This window comes from Delftia sp. DT-2 (assembly GCF_028401915.1).
Lineage (GTDB): Bacteria > Pseudomonadota > Gammaproteobacteria > Burkholderiales > Burkholderiaceae_C > Comamonas > Comamonas tsuruhatensis.
Genome location: NZ_JAQOTI010000009.1, coordinates 267502 through 286873, shown reverse-complemented (window position 1 = coordinate 286873; position 19372 = coordinate 267502). Strand labels below are relative to the sequence as shown.

The following is a 19372-nucleotide window of genomic DNA, read 5'->3' as shown; positions in this document are numbered from 1 at the left end:
CGGTTCTTGGATTTCAATATCGCAGGGCAGGTGACCGGCGGACCGCGTGCCGGAAAGTGGGTGGGCACCGCCATGTACCGCGTCGGTTCAGACGCCGACCGAGGCCTGGGCTTGTGTCGGCGAGTCCCGCAATTCACCCACCAGGCTGCGATCGATCCGCAGGCCAGGGCTGTTGTCTGCCTGGCCGTCCGGCGCCAAGGGCGGCTGCACCTGGCCCGTGTACTGCTTCGCATCGGCCGTGGTGCGCAAGACACTGATGCGCAGGCTCAGCCGCAAATCGCCAAGGTGCTTCTCGGCCTGGAAGGGCAGGCTGGACTGGCGGATGGCGATGGGGCGCGAGGTCTCGGCTCTGTGTGTCAGCGCGGCCTGATGGGACGGCGCTGCGGCAAGATGGGACGGCACGCAGTGCAGGTCCATGCTGGCTGGCACACGGGAGCCGGTGGAGCGCTCCCGCGCCGGCAGCGAATAGGCCATGCTGCAATGGGCGGTGCCATCGCCGGCCTTCCACTGGGCGTGCAACTGTCCCTGGTCCGACAGGCCGCGCAGCATCAGCTTGCCGGACTGGCCCACTATGCCCAGGTCCTTGCCGCTCTCGTCCGAGACGACGGCGCCGAAAGGCACGGGCGACGTGTCCGCCTGCGTCAGGCGCAGCACGGCCGAGCGGCTGTAGGCCGTCCTGAACACCACCATGGCGGCGGCACCGGCCACCGGTGCGACGCGCCGGTTGGTTTCCTGCAGTTCCACATCCATTGACATGCCCTTGGGGTCCAGCGACACCTCGTTCATGGCGTAGGGTGTCATGTAGGGCACCACGGCATAGCCCCGTGCATCGATGCGTACACCGGGCGCATTGGTGAGGCGCGCGCCCTCGGCATGCGGGGCCTGCACGATGGCGAAGGTCTCGCCCAGGGGCTGCGACAGCGTGACCCCTCCGGGATGGGCGACCAAGGCGCCGCGCGCGCCCAGTGACAGTTGCTGGCCGGCCCGGCCCGCGCTCACGCTGCCACTGAACAGCGTGTACGGGCGGCGGTAGAGGGCATTGGCGCCTGCATTGAGGCGCGATCCCTGGTTGCCGCTGCTGCCGTATTCGGCATTCAGGCCATAGGAGAGATCGCTGCCGGCCTGCCCGTAGGTGCTGGCCTGCAACTGGTTGCCGCCGCGCGAGTCATGTGTGAAACGGCTCATGACTCTGGGCTTTCCCGCCCCCAGCGGAATCGTCACCCCTGCGTACAGCTGCGTGCTGGGGCGGCCCCAGGCATCGCGCTGGCGCGAGGCCGACAGGTTGTAGGGAACGCCCAGCCACGAGCTGCTGTAGTTGAGCGTGTAGTCCACGCGGCGGCCCGCGCGGTTCCAGTAGTTGTCCATGGAGGCGGAAATGCTCAGGTTGCCGCCTTGCTCGCCCAGGCGCTGGCTCAGTGTCATTGCGGCGCGCGTGCGCGGGCGCGACAGCAGGGGCGGTGCGCCGCTGGCAGCGGGCCGGGTCAGGTCGCGCGCCCGCATGGCCTCGTTGATGCCGAAGAACCCGTTGGTGGAATAGCGGTAGGCAGCCAGGGTGATGCCCGTGCCGGACTCCGGGAAGGTCTTGGCGTAGGTGACTCTCAGGCTTTGTCCTGAGTAGCTGCGGTCATGGGGGATGCGGGTGCTGGCGTGTGTGAGGTCCAGGCCAAAGGCACCCCATGGTGTATTGAACACGGCGCCCAGCGTGGGCGAGAAATAGCCCTTGGCGACCGTGGCGCCGCCATAGGCCGTGAGCATGTTCGAGAGGCCGTACTGCCAGCCTGCCTGCGAGAAGAGCGGAGCGCTCTCACGCAGGCCGCGCACCGCGCCTGCTGTGAGGCTGTAGCGGTGCTGGCCCTCGCGCAGCGAACGAGGAACGGCCGCATAGGGCACCGAGAAGGAACGCACGGAGCCGTCGGCCTCCTCGATATCCACCTGCAGGTCGCCGCCATAGCCGGTGGGGTACAGGTCATCGATCACGAAGGCGCCCGGTGCCACCGTGGTCTCTTGCAGCTTGATGCCGTTCTGGCGGATGACCACCCGGGCGTTGGAATTGGCCACGCCGCGCACCACGGGCGCGAAGCCGCGCTGCGACTCGGGCAGCATGCGGTCGTCCGTGCGCAGCCGCAGGCCGCGGAAGGAGACCGAGTCCATGATCTCCCCGTCGGTGTAGGTGTCGCCCAGGATCAGTTGCGATGACCAGTCGGCGATGTCGCGCTGCGCATAGGCCGAGATGCTCTGGTAACGGCTCGGTCCCTGATCGCTCCAACTGAACGAGCCACTGTGCCGGAAATGCCAGCGCGCATAGTTGAAGCCGCTGTTCAGGCCCAGGTAGCCCTGGGTGCTGCTGCCCGCTGGCCCGCCGCGCGCATGGTAGGTGTTGAAGTCATAGCCGAGCGTGCCGGTCGTCACGCCCGCGTTCCACTGCTCCGGACTCACGTAGCCGCTTGCCACGCGCCGCATCAGGATCTGGGGAATGCTCACATCCAGTCGTTGCAAACCTACGTTGAAGCTTGCGGAAGCGCCGGGGACGACCTTTTCAATGCGCAGGCACGCCGGGTCTCCATCCACAACATCCTCATTCGCCGGCAGGCTCGCCATGTCAATGTCCATTTGCTCCAGCAGGGACATGTTGAAGCAGGGCTGGGCACTGGCACCCCGACTGCGTTGAGTGAACCGCACCTCGGTGCGGGCCATCCAGTTGCCGTTGACCAGAAGGTCCGGGTTGTAGAGACCCGGTTCCACAGAATTACCCTCTGCAAAACGCAAGACATCGATCCCGTCGCCTCCTCGCAGAAAGCTGCTGTTGAATTCGATGTGCTGTGCGCGTGCGGGCGGCATCCTGCCGGCGGTGTGCTCTGTTTGCGAGGCGCGCATATCCATTTGCCAACAGGCCAGTACTGCCAGCAGCAAGGCAGGTAGTGGTTTGGCCTTGAACGGGAAACAGCCTGGCTTCCGTACCCTATCGGCTTTTTTCTTCATAGCAATCCCTCTCGATGGACATGCCTTTTTTTGCACCTGCTGCGCCGTGCTGCCTACCTCGGCCAGTCACGCGTGACCGGCATGGAGGCTTTCGGTGCTGCGTTAGGGCTTCGGCTACCGTCAGCGCCCAAGTTCGACCCTGTGGCCCTCGGCCCCGCCCCAGTCGTTGAGGCTGGTGTAGACCACGACTGCGTCCGCGGGAAGCTCCTTGGGTAGTTGTTCGTTTTCGGCGGGCTTCTGGAATGCAAACTTTGCCGTTTCTCCTGGCAGCACATGTCCTACATTCATCTTGAAACTCTGGCCAGCTGCCTCTATGGCGATATGACCCAGATTGGCGACATACGCGGTCGGATTGCGGGCATGAAGTACGGCCTGTCCGTCTTGGGTGGTGCTTGCGGACCACTGCAACTGTTCAGGCGCATCCCTGGGCTCGCCCGGCAGGCCCTTGGGGCGATAGATCAGCTTGATGCGCGTGCGAAAGGCCAGTGCGAGGCTGCCCTGGGAGCCTTTCGCGTTCTCGGTCTTGGGCGGCACGTCCAGCACGTTGATCCAGAACAATGACTCTCTGTCCTGGAGTAGGGGCTGGCCGGAATGGATGATGCGCAGCATCTGCTGGTCCGAGGCTTCCAGGCGGGTGAGCGACGGCGCGATCACAAAGGGCACATCTATGCCCTCGGGCGCCATATCTCCATCGCCCGTGTCCAGCCATGACTGCACCAGCGATGGCAATTTTCCTTCATTGGAAATCTTGAGAGTGGCTTCCGTCTCGTCGCCTGAAAATATGACCCGTGTTCCATAGAGGACTATGCTGGCATTGGCCGGGAGGACGCAAATAAGCAATGCGGCCATGGCGAAACAATGTGACAGCAGACTGGATCGGCGATTTTTCACCGGCATAGGAGATCCTGAATTTCTGTATATGAGAGAAATGCCACAGGCATTGGGGTTGAATGCGCCAGCCACCAGAAGGTGGCCGGCGCTTCTCTGAGGCGGTGGACTGCCTATTGATAGTTCATGGTGAAAGTCGCTTCAGCATTCGCCTCTCCTGAGGCAAGGGGCACGGAAGCCACGTAGTACCTGGCGATGTAGTTGAGCGTATTGGTTCCTGATTGCAGGTTGACAGGCGCGGACGGGCCGCTCAGATCCCAGATGGCCGTTGTCGAGTTGTTCTCCAGTAACTGGATGTCGGCCGTGGCATTGCTCGTATTGATGCGGCCGTTCCTGATGGGGCCATCAAAACGGACCGTGGCAGTGGTGGGCTGATTGTTCGCTCCTGGGGTTGAGCAGCCATCCAGTCTGATGGTGATCGTTCTCTGATGGGCGGGAAGAGCAACGTTGCCCACGGCGCCACCGCCAGAAGTAAAACCGCGGTCATTGGGAGGGACGATACCGAAATCGATCTTCTGGTCTCGACTTCCTAGATTGACGATGCAAGTGACAGGAGAAATATTTCCTGTGAATCTGACGATTCCACTCTGAGTGGATTGCGCATGGACAGAACTCAGTGCAAGCAAGGACAAGCCCGCAACCGAAAATTTCAATGCAGAAAATTTCATATTTATGCCTGGTGAAATTGAGTTTGATGAATATGGTGGATTGAAGTAATTATCTTGTTTGAAACTTTTTCTTTGATGCACCTCCATTTCTGATTTGATATTGGATATTTTTGAATGATTCCAGATATCGACGGCTATAGAGTTGCTGCTGCTGAAAGTTGCAGGTAATATATTTTTTATGCGTCAATGGGGTATGGCTGAAGAGGTTTTTGGGGAATATGAATTGACGCTGGATTCTTCTCGTTGATGACGAGATTTCGAAGAATCAGATTCTGATTTTTGGCAATTTGTCTGATCGGCTTATTGTCAACACATGCTCGCTGAAATGAAATTGGATAATTCTGAATTTCGCGATTTTCTCTCTAGGAATTTCCTGATTTTTGAGCGGATTTTTTGGGATTCCCTAGGAATAGTCCTATCTCGTCTTCAGTTGCTTACGAATTGGTGATCCGAACTGTGCGTGCGCGGGTCCAGAAATGGCGGGGCCAAGCCTTGTGGGAAGGCTGTCGCCTATGGGTTTGGGGGGATCTGCGATGCAGCTGATGCCGGCAGACAAGCGGACGATGGTCTTTGCGAGAAGAGCAAGGTCTCGGCTGTGCCGCCCTGCGGCACAAGGCCCGCAGTCAATCTTGCGGGTCTTGATGAACAGCGTTTGGGCAGTGGCGGCAAATAGCTGCATGCCGATGGCTACCCGTACCAACGTATCTGCAGTCGGCGCGGGAGTCGGAAATGGAAGCCTGCTGGTGCCGGCAATCAACGTGGCCCTGCATTGGCAGGGGCCTATTTGGGCTGCTTTCCGGTGCTTATGTCTGATCGGCCGATGCCAGGACCCTGATCTTCAGGCTGGGCTGCAGGATGGCCAGCGGACGGTCAGCCCGCAGGGTTTGCTGCGGCGGCTTGTGCTTGCCGGTGCCTGCGTCGTGCCCTGCCGCCACGGGAGTTCTGCCCGTGTTGCTGGTGACTGGCACCGTGGTGGGCAAGGCGCTGATCTTGACGCTCATGCGCAGGCCGTCCAGGTCGCGCTCCAGCTTCAGTGCCTGCTGGCTGCCGCTCGGCTGTGTGGCACGAGCGGGCAGCACTGCCGCCGCAGTGACTGCCGGGGCGCTGGCGACTGCCGTGGCCGGTGCCGTTGCTGCCATGCGTTCCTGGGTGATGCCGGCCAGAGCCACAGCCGACGCAGCGTTGGAGGCCGGGGCGCCTGCCACGGCTGTCTTGGCATTGGTGGTTGCGGTTGAGGTTGCCGCGGTCTTGCCCGGCTTGGCAGATGCCACGTCGGTGGCCGCAGGCAGCAGCTTGTTGCTGGCCACGCAGGGCAGTTCCAGGCTTTGCGGCGGCTGGTGGGTGGTGCTGCGCTTTCTTTCAGGCAGGGTATAGGAGAGGTTGCAGCCCACCATGCCGGTGTCGGTCTTCCACTGCACCTGCAGCTCGCCCTGGTCTGATAGCCCGCGCGCCAGCAGCTTGCCGGCCTGGCCGATCACGCCCAACTCTTTGCCGTCCATGTCCAGCACGCTGGCGCCAAAGGGCACAGGCATGTTGCCGGCCTGCCGCGCGCGGATCACGGCCGAGCGGCCGTAGGCCGTCTTGAAGACCAGCAGCGGCACGGCACCGGCCAGCGGCGCGACGTGCTGGCTGGTTTCCTTGAGCTCAACGTCGGTGGAAAGGCCCTTGGGATCAATGGAGACCTCGTTCATCGAGAACGGTGTGAGGTAGGGCACGACGGCATAGCCCCGGCTGTCCACCTTCACTCCGGGCGCGTTGTTGATGCGCGCGCCCTCCGCGTTCTTGGCCTCCACGATGGCAAAGGTGTCAGACACCGATTGCGACAGCGTCACGCCGCCCGGGTGGGCCACGATGGCGCCACGCGCGCCTACCGAGAACTGCTGGTAGCCACTGCTGGCGCTGACGCTGCCGCTGAGTTCGGTCTGCGATGCGCGGTAGGTGGCGTTGGCGCTGGCACTGGTGCTGCTGCCATTCATGCCACCGGTGTTGTGGTTGGCGCTGAGGCCGTAGGAGATGGCGTTGTCGTCGCCCAGCAGACCGGACAGGTTGGCCTGGGCCTGCACGCGGCCGCGCGAGTCGCGGTTGGTATTGGTGGAGAGCATCATGCCGCGCTCCATGCTGAGCGGAATCGACAGGCCCACGTGCAGGAACGTGTTGGACTGTCCCCAGGCATCGCGTTGGCGCGCCGCAGAGAGGTTGTAGGAGATGTTGCGGAACGAGTTGCTGTAGCCAATGGCGTAGTCGACGTTGGAGCCCTGTCGGTTCCAGTACTTGGCAGTGGACGCCGTGAGGCTGAGGTTGCCTCCCCCAGGCCCGAACTGCTGGCCCATGACCAGGGAGGCACGGTTGCGCGGCCGGTACAGGTCCGTGGAGGGCCGTAGCAGATTGGCCTGATCCCGTGCGCGCATGGCGTCGTTGAGGCCGAAGAATCCGTTGGTGGAGTAGCGATAGGCGGCAATGGCCACGTGGGTGCCGGTCTGGGCAAAGGATTTTGCGTAGCTGGCCCGCAGGCTCTGCCCGGAAAAGGAACCGTCGTGGGGGATGCTGGTGGAGGCGTGCGTGATGTCTGCGCCGAAGGCGCCCCAGGGCGTGGTGAGCGCTGCGCCAATCATGGGCGAGATATGGCCCTTGGCCAGGGACACGCCGCCGTAGCCTGTCAGCATATTGGTGAAGCCGTGCTGCCACGTGGCCTGGGAGAACATGGGCGAGGTGTTGGGCAGGTGGCGCACCACGCCCGCAGTGAGGCTGTATCGGTTCTGCCCTTCACGCAGCGACAGCGGCACGGCCGCGTAGGGAACGGAGAAGCTGCGCACGGCGCCATTGGCCTCGGTGATGCTGACTTGCAGGTCACCACCGTAGCCCGTGGGATAGAGGTCGTTGATGACGAAGGCGCCGGGCGCCACCGTGGTTTCGTAGAGCTTGATGCCGTTCTGCGTGATGGTGACTCGGGCATTGGTGTTGGCCACGCCGCGCACCACGGGCGCGTAGCCGCGCTGGGAGTCGGGCAGCATGCGGTCATCACTGTTCAAGCGTATGCCGCGAAACGAGGTGGAGTCCATCAGGTCGCCACCCGTGTAGGTGTCGCCCAGTATGAGCTGGGAAGACCAGTCGGCAATGTCGCGCTGTGCGTAGGTGGAGATGTTCTGGTAGTTGCCCCGTCCAGTGTCCGCCCAGCTGAAGGAGCCGTTGTGCCGGAAATGCCAGCGGTCGATGTTGACGCCGCCGTTCAGGCCCAGGTAGCTCTGCGTGGTGTTTTCTGCGTTGCTGGAGCGCCCGTGGTAGGTGTTGAACTGGTAGCCGAGCAGGCCGACAGGCACGCCAGCGCTCCATTGGTCGGGACTGACATAGCCGCGCACCGAACGGCGTAGCGAGGCCTGGGGCACGCTCAGGTCCAGTCGCTGCTTGCCGAAGTCGAAACTGGTCAAGGCGCCCGCAACGATCTGGTCCAGACGGTTGCAGCCACCGTCGGCCGCCAGCTTCAAGGCGGCCTCGGGCGGCAGGCGTGAGAGGTCGATGCCCACCTTCTCCAGCAGGGCCTTGTCCAGGCAGGGCAGCGCGTCCTGTGAGCCGGACTGGGCCTTGAACTGCACTTCGCGGCGGCCAACCCAGTTGCCGTTGATGTAGATGTCGGGGCTGTAGTTGCCGGGCGTGACCACGTTGGCGCGCGAGTAGCGCGAGACATCAATGGTCTGCTTGCCGGTGTTCAGAAAGCTGGGGTCGAAGTCGACGGCAGCCGGCGTGGGCTGCCACTGGCCGGTGGACGTGGAGGTCGTGACTTCCTTGACCTGCTGCCCCTGCTGGGCCTCGGACTGCCAGCACACCAGCACGGAGAGCAGCAGCGCATGGCCGGGCTTCAGTTGGAAATATCCGGCAGGGCCTTGGCCTGGCCCCGGCATTGTTCCTTTTCCTTGCCTTGTATGCCGGCTTTTGATTCCCTTTTCTGAATCTGGAAAGACTGGCCTGATCATTTGCTTATCTCCTAATGCTGTGCGCCCGATGCAAAGCGAACGGCCAAGGCCGATGTGCCAGTCCCGGTAAAGAGACCGATGCCGTTTCGCCGGGTATTAACGCTGGGTATCGGTGTGCTGGCCGGGCTAAAAATGCAGTGGCATTAGATAATCAGGCCGGAAAGGACGGGGGATTCGCGTGGCTGTGCTCGCATTGCCCTGTTTATTGGGCGGAATTTCCGATTCTGGCTTCGTGGTTGAGGCTGGCGCCCCAATCATTTATGCTGCTGAACATCACCGTGGCACCTGCCGCGCCAGCCATATTGACACCCGCAGGTTCCTTGATTGGAAAGGTGGCCACCTGGCCGGGAAGAACGGGCCCGACGCCTGCCTCGAAGGATTTGCCGCCGAGTTGCACTTCAACGCCAGCCACATTGACCACAAAGGCGCTGGGATTGCGTGCTTTCAACACGGGCTGGTTTTTGGCGTCAACGTCTACCGACCATTGAAGCTGGGCAGGAGCTTCCTGGGCATTGCCGGGCAGGTTGCTGGGTCGGTACATGAGCTTGACACGGGTGCGAAAGGCGAACTGGAGATTGTTGGAGTCGCCTTCCATTTCCGCCTTGGGCGGGACGTCCAGTACGTTGAGCCAGAACAGGGATTCCTTGTCGGCAGGCAGTGCTTCGCCCGAATAGATGATGCGCAACGTCTGGCTCTTGCCCGCCTCGATGCGCATGATGGTGGGCGTGATGACGAAGGGAACGTCGATGTTCTCAGGCGATTCCTGGTTGTTGCCCTTGTCCAGCCAGGTCTGCACCAGGGCAGGTTTGCTGCCTTCGTTGGTGAGCTGGATGGTGGCTTCCTTCTCGCCACTGGGGAAGATGATGCGCGTGCCCGTCAATGTCACGCTGGCCTGTGCCGCCGCTCCAAGAAGAAGGGACAACAGGATGGCAGCAAGCCCATATGAACGTTTGATCGTCAGCATCGGAGAACTCTCTGGGTTTTGAGCGAAAGAATGGGGTCGGGCCCATGTCACGAAAGCAGAAGACACGGCATATCGACCACCGCAAGGCGGCCGATATGCCTGAAAGTCAGTGATTACTGATAGACCAGCGAGTAGGTCACCGAGGTGTCGGTACGGCCGGCCGTCACGGGGCCGGTGGCCACGTATTCGGAGGCGAAACGCATGACGGCCCGGCCCGTGCCACCGACCTTGTTGTCGATGTCCACAAAGCGTGATTGGGCGGAACCGATCTTCAGACGCTCGTTGTTGCTGGGATCCACGATGGCGATCTGGACACCGGAGGCCACGGTGGGCGCACCAGTACCGCTGGCAGCTGCAGGCTTGAGCATGCCGGTGACCAGATCCACGTTGGGGCCGGCTTCGAAGAACACGGCGACCTTGGAGACAGGCGTCGTGGCGGTGGCGCTGGAGGCCAGTTCGCAGCCACTGAGTTCCAGCGAGAACGCCTGGCGGCCGACCGTAGCGCCCACGGTGGCCAGCTGGTTGTTCGCCACGTTGGGCAGCTTCACGCCGTCCTTGGCTGCGCCGGCGACCGTGGTGTCCACCTTGCAGGTGGTGGTGACCACCTCGCCCGTGAAGTTGATGGTGCCGTCTGCTGCTTGAGCGGTGTTCATGGTCATCATGACCAGGCCGGCGACCGATGTCAGCAATGCGATCTTTTTCATGGGTATTCCCTCGAGTTGAAGAGATAAATGAAATTCCAGCAGCGATGAATCCGCTGATGGAATAGGAGATTGTGTGAATGGTTGAGTGGTTAATAAATCATCAGTGTCCCATGTTCACCTCATCAATCCAATGGTTGGTAACTGTCAGCATGGTCAATGATTTGCAGGGGTTGCGATCATGCTGGAATAGGTGGTGGCGCTGACATGGAGAAATTGTTCGGATGAGGGAGCGTTGGCGAGGGTTGGGCGAGGTTTGTTTCTCTGGCATGTTTGAAATTGAATTGCTCAAAGACACCAGTGCCCAATGGCGCGGACGGGGTTCAGGAGAGAATATGTCAAAGAAAAAGGCGAAAAAACCTATTCTTTGGGTATGTGATGGATTCTAGGTGTGCGCCGCCGTTATATGAAATAGGGCGCATTCTGATTTTTGAGCCTGGATCTAGGAATAGTCCTAGATTTGCTCTGTCGAATGGGGGAAAGAGGGTGCGCAGCCCGCCTGCGCCGGGCGGTTGCCTGTGCTGAGGGTGATGGTGTCTGCGGAGGGGGCGCGGGTCCCGCAGATCAGGAGGGGTGGTCGAGGGCGAAGGCCTGCAAGGGCAGCACCGGCCCTCGGCCCTGTGGATCAGGGGCGCTGGGACAGCAAATACTGCGCCATTTCGGCAAAGCCGTCGCCGCGCTCGGCCTGCGTGACATGGCGAGGCAGGTGCTTGAGCTGGGGCACGAAGCGCGCGATGTTGGCCACGCCCAGGCTGTGGGGCATGTGCTCGAACATCAGCTGGTCGTTGGTGGAGTCGCCGATGTAGATCCAGCGGTCCAGCGTGGCGTCGAGGTCGATGTCGAACAGGGTGCGCAGGATCCATCGCGCGCCTTCGAGCTTGTTGTGCGCGCCAAACCAGCCGTTGATGTGGATGGAGCTGACGGTGGCGTTCATGCCCGCCGCCTTCATGATGGCCACGCAGCGGTCAATGTCCTGCTGGGGCATCTGGGTGAATTCGCTATGGTCCACGGCAATGTCGCATTCGCGGCCCGCCGAGTCGGTGGCGCGCAGCGCGCCGGGCACGGTGGCCTCGATCTCGGCCAGCACCTGCTGCATGCGCGCGTAGTTGGCAGTGCGTGTGACCTCGTCCTGCTGGTAGAGCTTGTCCAGCCCGCCCTGCGCATTGCGCCGCAGTGCCACGGCGCCGTTCTCGGCCACGATGGCATCCACGGGCCAGGCCTGGGCAAACGGCTCGCTCCAGCCTACGGGGCGGCCGGTGATCGGTACCACGCGCAGCCCGGACTGCTTGAGCTGGGCAATGGCATCAACGACATGGGCCGGCACCACGCCTTCCGTGGTCAGGGTGTCGTCGATGTCGGTGAGGATGCCGAGCGGCGATGCGGGAGGTGTCCAGAGGGACAGCGGCTGGAGGGTTGTAGGCACGGTCGTCAAAATGCAAAAAGCCGCCCGGGGCGGCTTGTAAAAGGGCAGCGCTTGCGCGCACGGACCGTGCGCGCAAGGGCTCCATCCTACTGCCTGGCGAACTCGACGATGGCCTTGTAGAACTTGTCGGAGCCGTCCTTGGGGTTGTCTGGGGACAGCTCCATGCGGTTGACGCCGTGTTCGGCCGCGCCCTTGAAGCGCTGGTTGATCACCGAGAAGTAGTAGGGGCTGATGAAGGTGGCGCCTGCGTCATAGTGGGCCTTCAGCGCGGCCAGGTGCGTTCCGTCAAGTTTCCATTGCTGCGGATTGAACTCGGGCGCGCCGTAGCCGCTGCCGATCTGGTGCTGCTTCATGAAACCGCGCAGCCAGTCGCTGTTTGTGGCGCCGCCGTACATGTTCAGGCCCTGCTTCCAAGGTGCCTTGCCATCCAGGGTCTGGGTGGAGGCGAACAGCTGCGGATTCCACGAGGGGTTCACATCGGGAATGATTTGGTGGGAGTACAGCTTGGCTGCGGGCAGGCCCGCCTTGAGGGCGCGCTCATGGAAGGTCTTCAAAAAATTGAAGACTTGGGATTCTCGATAGTGGTTCCAGTCACGTGCCAGAGGGTTGTAGTAGACGTCCTGCAATGGGGGAGGCATGTCCAGCCATGAGCGAGCGCCCTTGCGCTCCAGCGCCGTAAAGGCTGGCATCCAACCAAGCCGCCGAGGCTCCAATCCGGGTGGTGGGCTGCTTTGATCCCGTGGCACCACCACGAAATCCACATCAGCCATTTTGTAGCGCCGCCCTTTGGATAGGACCACTACTTGGGCCACATGAGGACCGGGCTTCAGTTTGCTGAAGTCAATGTCGCGCCGAAAACCGGTGTTGGGGTTTGTGATTTCATCGACGGCACGGTAGACATCCAAGCGATTGAGGCTGCGGGCCATGGGTCCGACAAGCTTGCCATCCACATAAAGGTTGATTTTATCCACGATCTGTGCGGGATCCCAGAGCCATCCTGCAACAGGCAGGGTACCGTCGGCATATGCGTCGTAGTGCTCGCCGAAGGAGCCGAGTTTCTCTTTCCGAATATCCTTGGAGGGGGCTGGGATGACATCGAAGGACGCGTAGTCCAAGCCGGTCTGCGCCTTGAATCGTTGAATGTCCCTGTAGTGTGTGCGGAGCCATTGTCGGAAGCCTTCTATCGATTCCGGGCTGTAGTCCGTCACACGGATGTCCCTATAGGCGCCCATTCCATTCTCGAAGTCTGGAAACATATGGTGAAGTTCACCGGCCAACGTATAGGCCACGATGCGATTTTGCACGGGCAGAGGCAGTTCCTGGATTTTTTTTGCCACATGCTCAAGTGCCTTGAAGCGATAGTGGTTGACAGGAATTTCCGGATTTGTCGCAAGTGTATAGGGCAGGATGCTGTAGCCGAAGTAGTCCAACTGCAACGGCTTGCCATCACGCAACTGCATCAGATTCTTGGGAGTCTTGCGCAGGTCCTCTACGATGGGCCCTAATGAATCGAAATGGTCGGCCGCAAGATAAACAACGACGGGGCGTGGAATCTTTCGGATGACGTTCAGGAAACTGTCAACCTTGGAGTCGTCAATTTCCCAGCCCTTTCCCGTGCGGTGATATAGGTCGAGCAGTTGCAGGGTTGCCGTGTAGCCAATTTGAACAGAGCCTTTGGGGCCGCCCGGTTCCAGTGTATCGAGGAGACGCGTGACAGCCGTGGCACCATCCATGCCGCTTTTGCGGCAGAACGCATAGGCCTCTTTGAGGGTCCGGATCTTCTTGTCTGCAACGGCCTCATCGCACAAATATATGCCCTCGACGGTGGGCGCGATAATCAAGGGCTGATCGGATGGCCTTGCAGCAGTTCCTGCCTGTGAAAAATTGGCCGTGGCAAACATCACCAGTCCCACCAAGTTCAGCGCGGAAAGATGGAATGATTTTGGTGAAATACGGGTTGGGGTCATTTGGGAAGACGCAGGAATTGCAGAGGCTTGGGTTATGATAAAAAGCAGGGGCTCTTAAAAGATGCCCCTGGCCTCATTCATGATTTTCTGGATTATATTTTTCCAGCTTGTAGGGGAGTATCTGGGGAGAACTACTGTCGCGAGTTGGAGATTCGATAAAAGAGGAAGTTCCTGCTGTCAAGCGCCTTTGCGCGAGGAGAATCCGAACCAGGTGGAGACTTTTTTCTTGAATATCTGATAGAGCGGATATTCAACGAGGCGGTAGCAAAGCCAGGAAAATACCAGTGTGGCTAATATGCTTGCAAGAGCCCAGATGGTATTGGGAATTCGCACGGGTGATTTGAAATAGATGATGCTCATCGCAACGAGCACCATGATATGGCTGAGATATATGCTGTATGAGGCATCTCCCAGGGATTGCAGCAATTTCCACGGGGTGATGTTTTTTCGCTCAAACTCCATGGCGCAGGCCACAAGACAGCAGGAGAACCCGCCGAAAAGAACGGCTCTTTCTCCGGCGTGGAAAAATCCGGCCATCCCGCTGGCGTTCAAATTCCCATGAATTTGATAGAAGTATGCGGCAGCTAGAAAGGCAATGGCAGCAGTCGCCCAGATAGAGATATATTGCTGTGGCCGTCGACGGACGAATTCCGATAGCAGAAAGCCTGCGATGAACTCCACGACAAGCGGAGATGCGTAGAAGGGAATCAGCAGGCTCGCCTTGGCCTTCCCTTCATTTTGAGGGAGGTACATCCCGTTCTTGTACAGCCAGACATTGAAAATGATGATGCCAAGGCCACAGATCCCTAGGATCTTTGCCGCATAGCGTCTTTGCCAGAGGACAATCAAGGCAACGACGACATAGAAATACAACTCAAAACTCAGCGTCCAAGTAATGGGGAGAAGGTAGAGCATTAAATCCTGAGGCCACAGGAAGAAAGATCCCAACAGGCTTGTCTGAGGCTTGATATTTTGGAAATGCCATGCAGCGATGAGGTAAACAAAGAAAAATGGCCACCAGCCAATGTAGATTCGGCCAAATCGCTGCGTTAAAAAACGTGCGAATGAATGCCATCCAGGTTTTAGATTCCTCGTGGTTTCAGCCATTATCAGTCCGCTGATTACGAAGAATAAATCAACCCCAGCAAAACCCAGTCGAGTGACCGCTTCTGGCAATATTGTCAGTGTGAATGGCGTCACGGGTGGACTCATGTGGTGGAGTACCACCCAGAATGCGGCAAAGAATCGCAAAGTCTGCACGTTTTTTAACATTGGGGTTCCTCAAGAGGATAATCTATCTTTTCTGAAGTCTTTGAGTATGCATGCGTCCATTAGCAGCCCGCTAAGCGGCTCCTGAGGGGTGCTGCTAATATCGTGGTGCAGAAAGGCGATGAGGAACTGGATTCCAATGATGACAGGCAAGGCAGCGAGCATAACTGTTCCGCTGCTTGCCGGGAGATTGTCCAATAAACTGCTGATCCAATGAATTCCTCCGAAAATTATTCCGAAGGATAAAAAAAGAACGCCAAAGATGCTATATATGGTTCCGGCGTTGAAATCTCTTAGAAAATAATTGTAGAAATAGCGTTTTCCTATGCGGATGGCATGCTTTTTCAGGAATTCCGGGAGGATCTTGTTTATCTTGAGATTGGACTCCTCATCTGCATAGACTGCGTCCATGGGTATATCTTTGACGACAGCACGGATGGTGTTCAGCCGAAAGAGCATGTCGGTCTCGAAGAAGTAGCGTTTTTCCAGCTTGCTGATGGGTAGTTCTCGTAAGACGCTCGTGTGGATGGCTGTATATCCGTTGGACGGGTCCATGATGTTCCAGTATCCGCAGCTGATTTTGGTAATGAAGGAAAGTGCAGCATTCCCAAAAATGCGGATTTTTGGCATGGTTTGCACTGATTCAAGCCTGAAAAATCGATTGCCTTTTGTGTAGTCTGCTCTTCCTTGGATGATGGGGGTGACAAAAAGTGGAAGTAGTTTAGGATTCATCTGTCCATCGCCATCTATTTTGACTACGATATCCATTCCATCCTTGATCGCTTGACCATAAGCCGTGCTTACCGCTCCTCCCACGCCTTGGTTTTTTGTGTGGAAAAGTACCCTCACCCGAGGATCCTTGCAATTCTGCAGAATCCAGTTTCCACTGCCATCAGGGCAACAATCGTCTACGGCATATATTGTTGTTACGCAATCGGGTATTTTTTCTATCACCTCTATGACATGCTGTGTGACTTTGTAGCAAGGGATGGCAACTGAAATTTTCATGTGATCTGTTTTGTTAATTGGGTGCTTGGGATGCAATGGTTATCCCTGTTGCAATGAAGATGCCTCCGATAATAGTTTTAGGGTGCATTGGCTCGTTCAGAAATAGCCAGGCCAGACTGGGCACAATTATAAAGGCCAGTCCCATAATCGGATAAGCCAGATACAGAGGTGCACTTCTCAGAATCCACACCCAGGCCAGCGTGGTGACTCCGTAAAGCGCGAAAGCCGCAAGCAGCCAGCCATTGAGGGCAATATCCATCAGAGAGGGGGAAAGCGGAATAGCGGCTGCTGCCTTCTTGAAAAGCAGCTGCCCCAGCGAAATGCCGAGGACGCAAATAACAGCTAGACTGGTGAGAAAAGGTGTCATGTGTTGGAAGGTGTGTTGTCTTGGTAGGCGTGCTGCCCGGTGTTGCCAAGGCAAACATGACGGGCCGGGATGGCTGAGGAGCTTTCCTTGCGGCTCGGCTGCACTTAGGGCGCTGGTTGCAAAATGCTGCGGAAATCTGGATCGGCTGCGAGTGAGGTCCCATTGATGCGGATGTCAGACTAGTGCGAGGATTGATGGAGCAGGCAGTCGCCAGCTCGCCCGGTACGGTAGGCGTTGCTGATTATGCAGGTACGGCAGGCCGCGCGCGTGCAGTGTGCATGGCCTGTGGCGGCCGCGGCGGCCGCGGCGGCCGCGAGGTACAGCTAGTGGAAATGCCGTACTGCGTTGGCCGGCCCATGCATTAGGTGCCATCGACTGCGGCCTTTTCCCACGAGCTACTTTGCCGCAGTCGAGTAAATTAGCCATCTTTCTGGCGATGCCTCGCCGCAGTCGAGGGATGTTGCCTGTGCTGACTTCACAGATTGCCGTAATACTGATGTTTCGTTTCCTTTTTGCCCTCATTTTTCTCTTTGTGTCGGTGGGGGGGCACGCCCAGGCTCCGGAGAAGACACGAGTATCGGGTGCGTTGGAGCATTGGTCGCTCGATGAGCCCAGCAGCAAGCTGTCGCTTACAGGATGGGTGCTGGCAGGTCAGGACGGGACGGCTCCACCTGCGATGAAGCTTTCCATTTTGGGGACGGAATTCCAGGCGAAGGATGCGGCGTGGACTGCGAGGCCGGAGCTGTCGGCGGACAGCCCCTACACCGGTGGTCAGGTGGGCGTGGGCTTCGATTGGACGGTGACATTACCTGCGAAGCCTCCTGGCGGTGTGCATGTCATCCGGCTCGAGGTCGTCTACCCGGGGGGCCAGACATTCTTGCTGCAAAGCTCGTTGGGTGGCAGCCCCGAATTGATCGTCAAGAGGATAAAAAAAAGCCATTGGTGGGCGCTGGGGATCGTGCTGGTCGTCGTGCTGCTCATCCGTTTCGGCAGGCTTGAGCGCACAAGGCTGGCGCGCCGTCTGTCCCAGTGGACGCAGGAGCGAACGGGTTACCTGCTGATCGTCGGTGCCTTCGCCGTGCTGGTGACCGCTGGCATTACCGGCAGTTCGATGAATCTGCTTCTGGAGAGCCCGATAGGGCAAAGTCTGCTCAGCGCGAAGGGGAGCCAGGCGCGCCTGTTCGACCTGCGCGACATTCGTGGAGACGAGTGGGGCGTGCTTATGCCGAACGTGCTGGCTCAGGTCAATCATGAGCCGCAGTTTCCGGTCGTGAATACCAATATCGGTTTGAGTGGGCAGAACATGGGTGTGATCGGCATGACGGGTGTTCCGATCGCTAATTGGGCCGCTTTGGCCAAGCCTGCGACCTGGGGATATTTCCTGCTGCCGTTGCGCCAGGCCATGAGCTGGCAATGGCAGCTCCCGTTCTGGGGTGGCCTGCTTTCGGTCTGGCTGCTGCTCAACCTGCTGCGGCCTGACAGGCGCGGGCTCAATCTGGCTTTGTCGTTCGCTTTCTGCGTGGCCCCCTACGCTGCCGCCTGGTCCAACTGGCCCCTGTACGCCACGATGTTCCCGGCACTGGGTTTTGTGCTCGCATGCAAGCTGATGCAGACCACACGTCGCGGGCATGCGCTATTGCTAGGCCTCGGTCTTGGCTGGCTGATGGCGTGCTGGTTCCTAGTGCTGTATCCCACCTGGCTCATCATCGTTGGCAGTTTGCTGCTGTTCGTCGGTGTGGGCTGGTGCCTAGACAATCGTGATCGGCTGCATTGGGGCATGCCGCAGGTGCTAGGCGCCGTGGCGGCGGGGGTGGTTGCCGCGGCCCTGCTAGGCAGCTGGTGGATGGATACGCACGACGCCGTTGCATTGATGCGGGCAACCGAATATCCCGGCAAGCGAGGCGCGCTGCCCGGGGGGGATCTGGACTGGCTGTGGCATCTGCGTGGATACAACAACGCGGATATCGTGACACATGCTTCTGGAGCGCATACCGACCAGTCTTCCGCCAGTTCCTATTTCCTGTTGCCCTTGATGTTGCTTGTGCTTTGCGTTAGCCATCTGGTGCAGCGGCGAGAGCGGCGTTGGGCTGTCGCAGCATGCACGGCCTTCATTGCCTGCTACTGGATCTACGGCTTTGTCGGCGTGCCGATCTGGCTGGCCAAATACACACTTTGGGGAAATATGCCCACGTTCCGCATGGATGTGGGTATGGGGCTGGTGAGCGTCGTTTTGATTACATTGGCGGCCGAGAAGGGGGTGCTGGCCGATAAGCCAGCGCCCGGTTGGTGGACGAGCTGCCTTGTGCCGGCACTGGCTGCTCTCGGCAGCGCAGTGGTGATTGCATGGATGCTCTATCGCACACCACTGTTTTTCATGCCGGAGGGCAGTTGGGTCTATACATCGGCCATGGTCATTGTCGGAACGATGATGTGCTGGTGGATGCTGAGGGGCAAAGTGGGCGCCGCCGTTGCCATGTTGATCGCCGTGCATCTGCTTGCAACACTGACTTTCAATCCTGTGATGCGGGCGCCCAAGAGCGTGAGCCTAGCAGAAGGGAGTATCCCCTATGTCATCAACTCAGAGGGCAGACACTTGAGGACCATTTTGCTCAATGGCGACGGCATAGGGCCGCACATGCTCGCTGCAGCAGGATTTCCAATTTCCAATGGTGTGTTGTACTACCCGCACAAGGAGCTGTGGTCCAGAATGGGGTTGCCCGAAAAAGAATGGCCCGTGGTTAATCGCTATCAGCATCTTGGTTTCTACACGGACGCCAGTGTTGAAAATGTCTCAGGTTACCGTGCGTCTGCAGCATCGGTCGACTATGTACGCGTCGATATCCATCCACAACGGTTTGACTTCTCCAAGACAGGTGCTCAGCGCGTGGTTGTGGAAGCTGCACAGGCGAACGATCTGCGTTCCAATGCCTCGTTGACATGGATGGGCGAGTACAGGCGCCTGCACTGGTTTGCCATCAAAAAAGAGGGGCGATAGAAATCTTTACGGATTTGCCGAGCAAGGCTCTTGGGTCCGATGCATCAGGAGATCCTGCTGCACCAAGCCCTTCCCTTGCCTTCAAAGATCGTGAATTTCTGGGCGCAGGTCGGGGCTTTTGCTCGAACCGAATTCGGACTTTGCCCGGCTACTGGCCTGTGCCCCTGAATCGGGG

12 protein-coding genes are annotated in these 19372 nt (G+C 59.2%); 1 reads left to right on the top strand and 11 read right to left on the bottom strand.

Annotated features, from left to right (window positions below):
* Positions 1–87: 87 nt before the first annotated feature.
* The 11 genes from PO605_RS18325 to PO605_RS18275 all read right to left on the bottom strand — a co-directional run bounded on the left by PO605_RS18325 (position 88) and on the right by PO605_RS18275 (position 16202).
* The gene (locus PO605_RS18325; protein WP_442874732.1) at positions 88–2838 is read right to left on the bottom strand and encodes a fimbria/pilus outer membrane usher protein; all 2751 of its coding nucleotides are present in this window, start codon (positions 2836–2838) and stop codon (positions 88–90) included.
* 261 nt (positions 2839–3099) lie between these two features.
* A complete protein-coding gene (locus tag PO605_RS18320; protein ID WP_052195805.1) occupies positions 3100–3876 on the bottom strand; it encodes a fimbrial biogenesis chaperone in 777 nt (258 codons plus the stop codon).
* A gap of 104 nt (positions 3877–3980) precedes the next feature.
* Positions 3981–4622, bottom strand: coding sequence for a fimbrial protein (locus tag PO605_RS18315; RefSeq protein WP_272206718.1), 642 nt, complete (start codon positions 4620–4622; stop codon positions 3981–3983).
* Between the two features lie 716 nt (positions 4623–5338).
* A complete protein-coding gene (locus PO605_RS18310) occupies positions 5339–8431 on the bottom strand; it encodes a fimbria/pilus outer membrane usher protein (RefSeq protein ID WP_047472411.1) in 3093 nt (1030 codons plus the stop codon).
* 274 nt (positions 8432–8705) lie between these two features.
* Positions 8706–9467 carry a fimbrial biogenesis chaperone gene (locus tag PO605_RS18305; protein ID WP_047472410.1) on the bottom strand — a complete coding sequence of 254 codons (762 nt, stop codon included), beginning with the start codon at positions 9465–9467 and terminating at the stop codon, positions 8706–8708.
* 113 nt (positions 9468–9580) lie between these two features.
* On the bottom strand, positions 9581–10171 hold the full coding sequence (locus PO605_RS18300) for a fimbrial protein (protein WP_047472409.1): 591 nt from the start codon (positions 10169–10171) through the stop codon (positions 9581–9583).
* Positions 10172–10793: 622 nt separating this feature from the next.
* Positions 10794–11591, bottom strand: a complete 798-nt coding sequence (locus tag PO605_RS18295) for an HAD-IIB family hydrolase (RefSeq protein WP_047472414.1) — start codon at positions 11589–11591, stop codon at positions 10794–10796.
* Between the two features lie 86 nt (positions 11592–11677).
* Positions 11678–13492, bottom strand: coding sequence for a hypothetical protein (locus PO605_RS18290; RefSeq protein ID WP_047472408.1), 1815 nt, complete (start codon positions 13490–13492; stop codon positions 11678–11680).
* 243 nt (positions 13493–13735) lie between these two features.
* Positions 13736–14830 carry an acyltransferase family protein gene (locus PO605_RS18285; protein WP_016448474.1) on the bottom strand — a complete coding sequence of 365 codons (1095 nt, stop codon included), beginning with the start codon at positions 14828–14830 and terminating at the stop codon, positions 13736–13738.
* 9 nt (positions 14831–14839) lie between these two features.
* On the bottom strand, positions 14840–15835 hold the full coding sequence (locus tag PO605_RS18280) for a glycosyltransferase family 2 protein (protein WP_080649909.1): 996 nt from the start codon (positions 15833–15835) through the stop codon (positions 14840–14842).
* A gap of 13 nt (positions 15836–15848) precedes the next feature.
* Positions 15849–16202, bottom strand: coding sequence for an undecaprenyl phosphate-alpha-L-ara4N flippase subunit ArnE (locus tag PO605_RS18275; RefSeq protein ID WP_047472407.1), 354 nt, complete (start codon positions 16200–16202; stop codon positions 15849–15851).
* Positions 16203–16659: 457 nt separating this feature from the next.
* Between PO605_RS18275 and PO605_RS18270 the strand changes: the two genes are divergently transcribed.
* On the top strand, positions 16660–19197 hold the full coding sequence (locus PO605_RS18270; protein ID WP_047472406.1) for a DUF7657 domain-containing protein: 2538 nt from the start codon (positions 16660–16662) through the stop codon (positions 19195–19197).
* Positions 19198–19372: the final 175 nt, after the last annotated feature.

What these genes read in the sequence shown, in the direction of transcription:
- PO605_RS18325 (WP_442874732.1), bottom strand. Translation starts at nt 2,838, where the DNA reads ATGCCGCCCGCACGCGCACAGCACATCGAATTCAACAGCAGCTTTCTG.
- PO605_RS18320 (WP_052195805.1), bottom strand. Translation starts at nt 3,876, where the DNA reads ATGCCGGTGAAAAATCGCCGATCCAGTCTGCTGTCACATTGTTTCGCC.
- PO605_RS18315 (WP_272206718.1), bottom strand. Translation starts at nt 4,622, where the DNA reads ATGGAGGTGCATCAAAGAAAAAGTTTCAAACAAGATAATTACTTCAAT.
- PO605_RS18310 (WP_047472411.1), bottom strand. Translation starts at nt 8,431, where the DNA reads ATGCCGGGGCCAGGCCAAGGCCCTGCCGGATATTTCCAACTGAAGCCC.
- PO605_RS18305 (WP_047472410.1), bottom strand. Translation starts at nt 9,467, where the DNA reads ATGCTGACGATCAAACGTTCATATGGGCTTGCTGCCATCCTGTTGTCC.
- PO605_RS18300 (WP_047472409.1), bottom strand. Translation starts at nt 10,171, where the DNA reads ATGAAAAAGATCGCATTGCTGACATCGGTCGCCGGCCTGGTCATGATG.
- PO605_RS18290 (WP_047472408.1), bottom strand. Translation starts at nt 13,492, where the DNA reads ATGTTTGCCACGGCCAATTTTTCACAGGCAGGAACTGCTGCAAGGCCA.
- PO605_RS18285 (WP_016448474.1), bottom strand. Translation starts at nt 14,830, where the DNA reads ATGTTAAAAAACGTGCAGACTTTGCGATTCTTTGCCGCATTCTGGGTG.
- PO605_RS18280 (WP_080649909.1), bottom strand. Translation starts at nt 15,835, where the DNA reads ATGAAAATTTCAGTTGCCATCCCTTGCTACAAAGTCACACAGCATGTC.
- PO605_RS18275 (WP_047472407.1), bottom strand. Translation starts at nt 16,202, where the DNA reads ATGACACCTTTTCTCACCAGTCTAGCTGTTATTTGCGTCCTCGGCATT.
- PO605_RS18270 (WP_047472406.1), top strand. Translation starts at nt 16,660, where the DNA reads ATGTTGCCTGTGCTGACTTCACAGATTGCCGTAATACTGATGTTTCGT.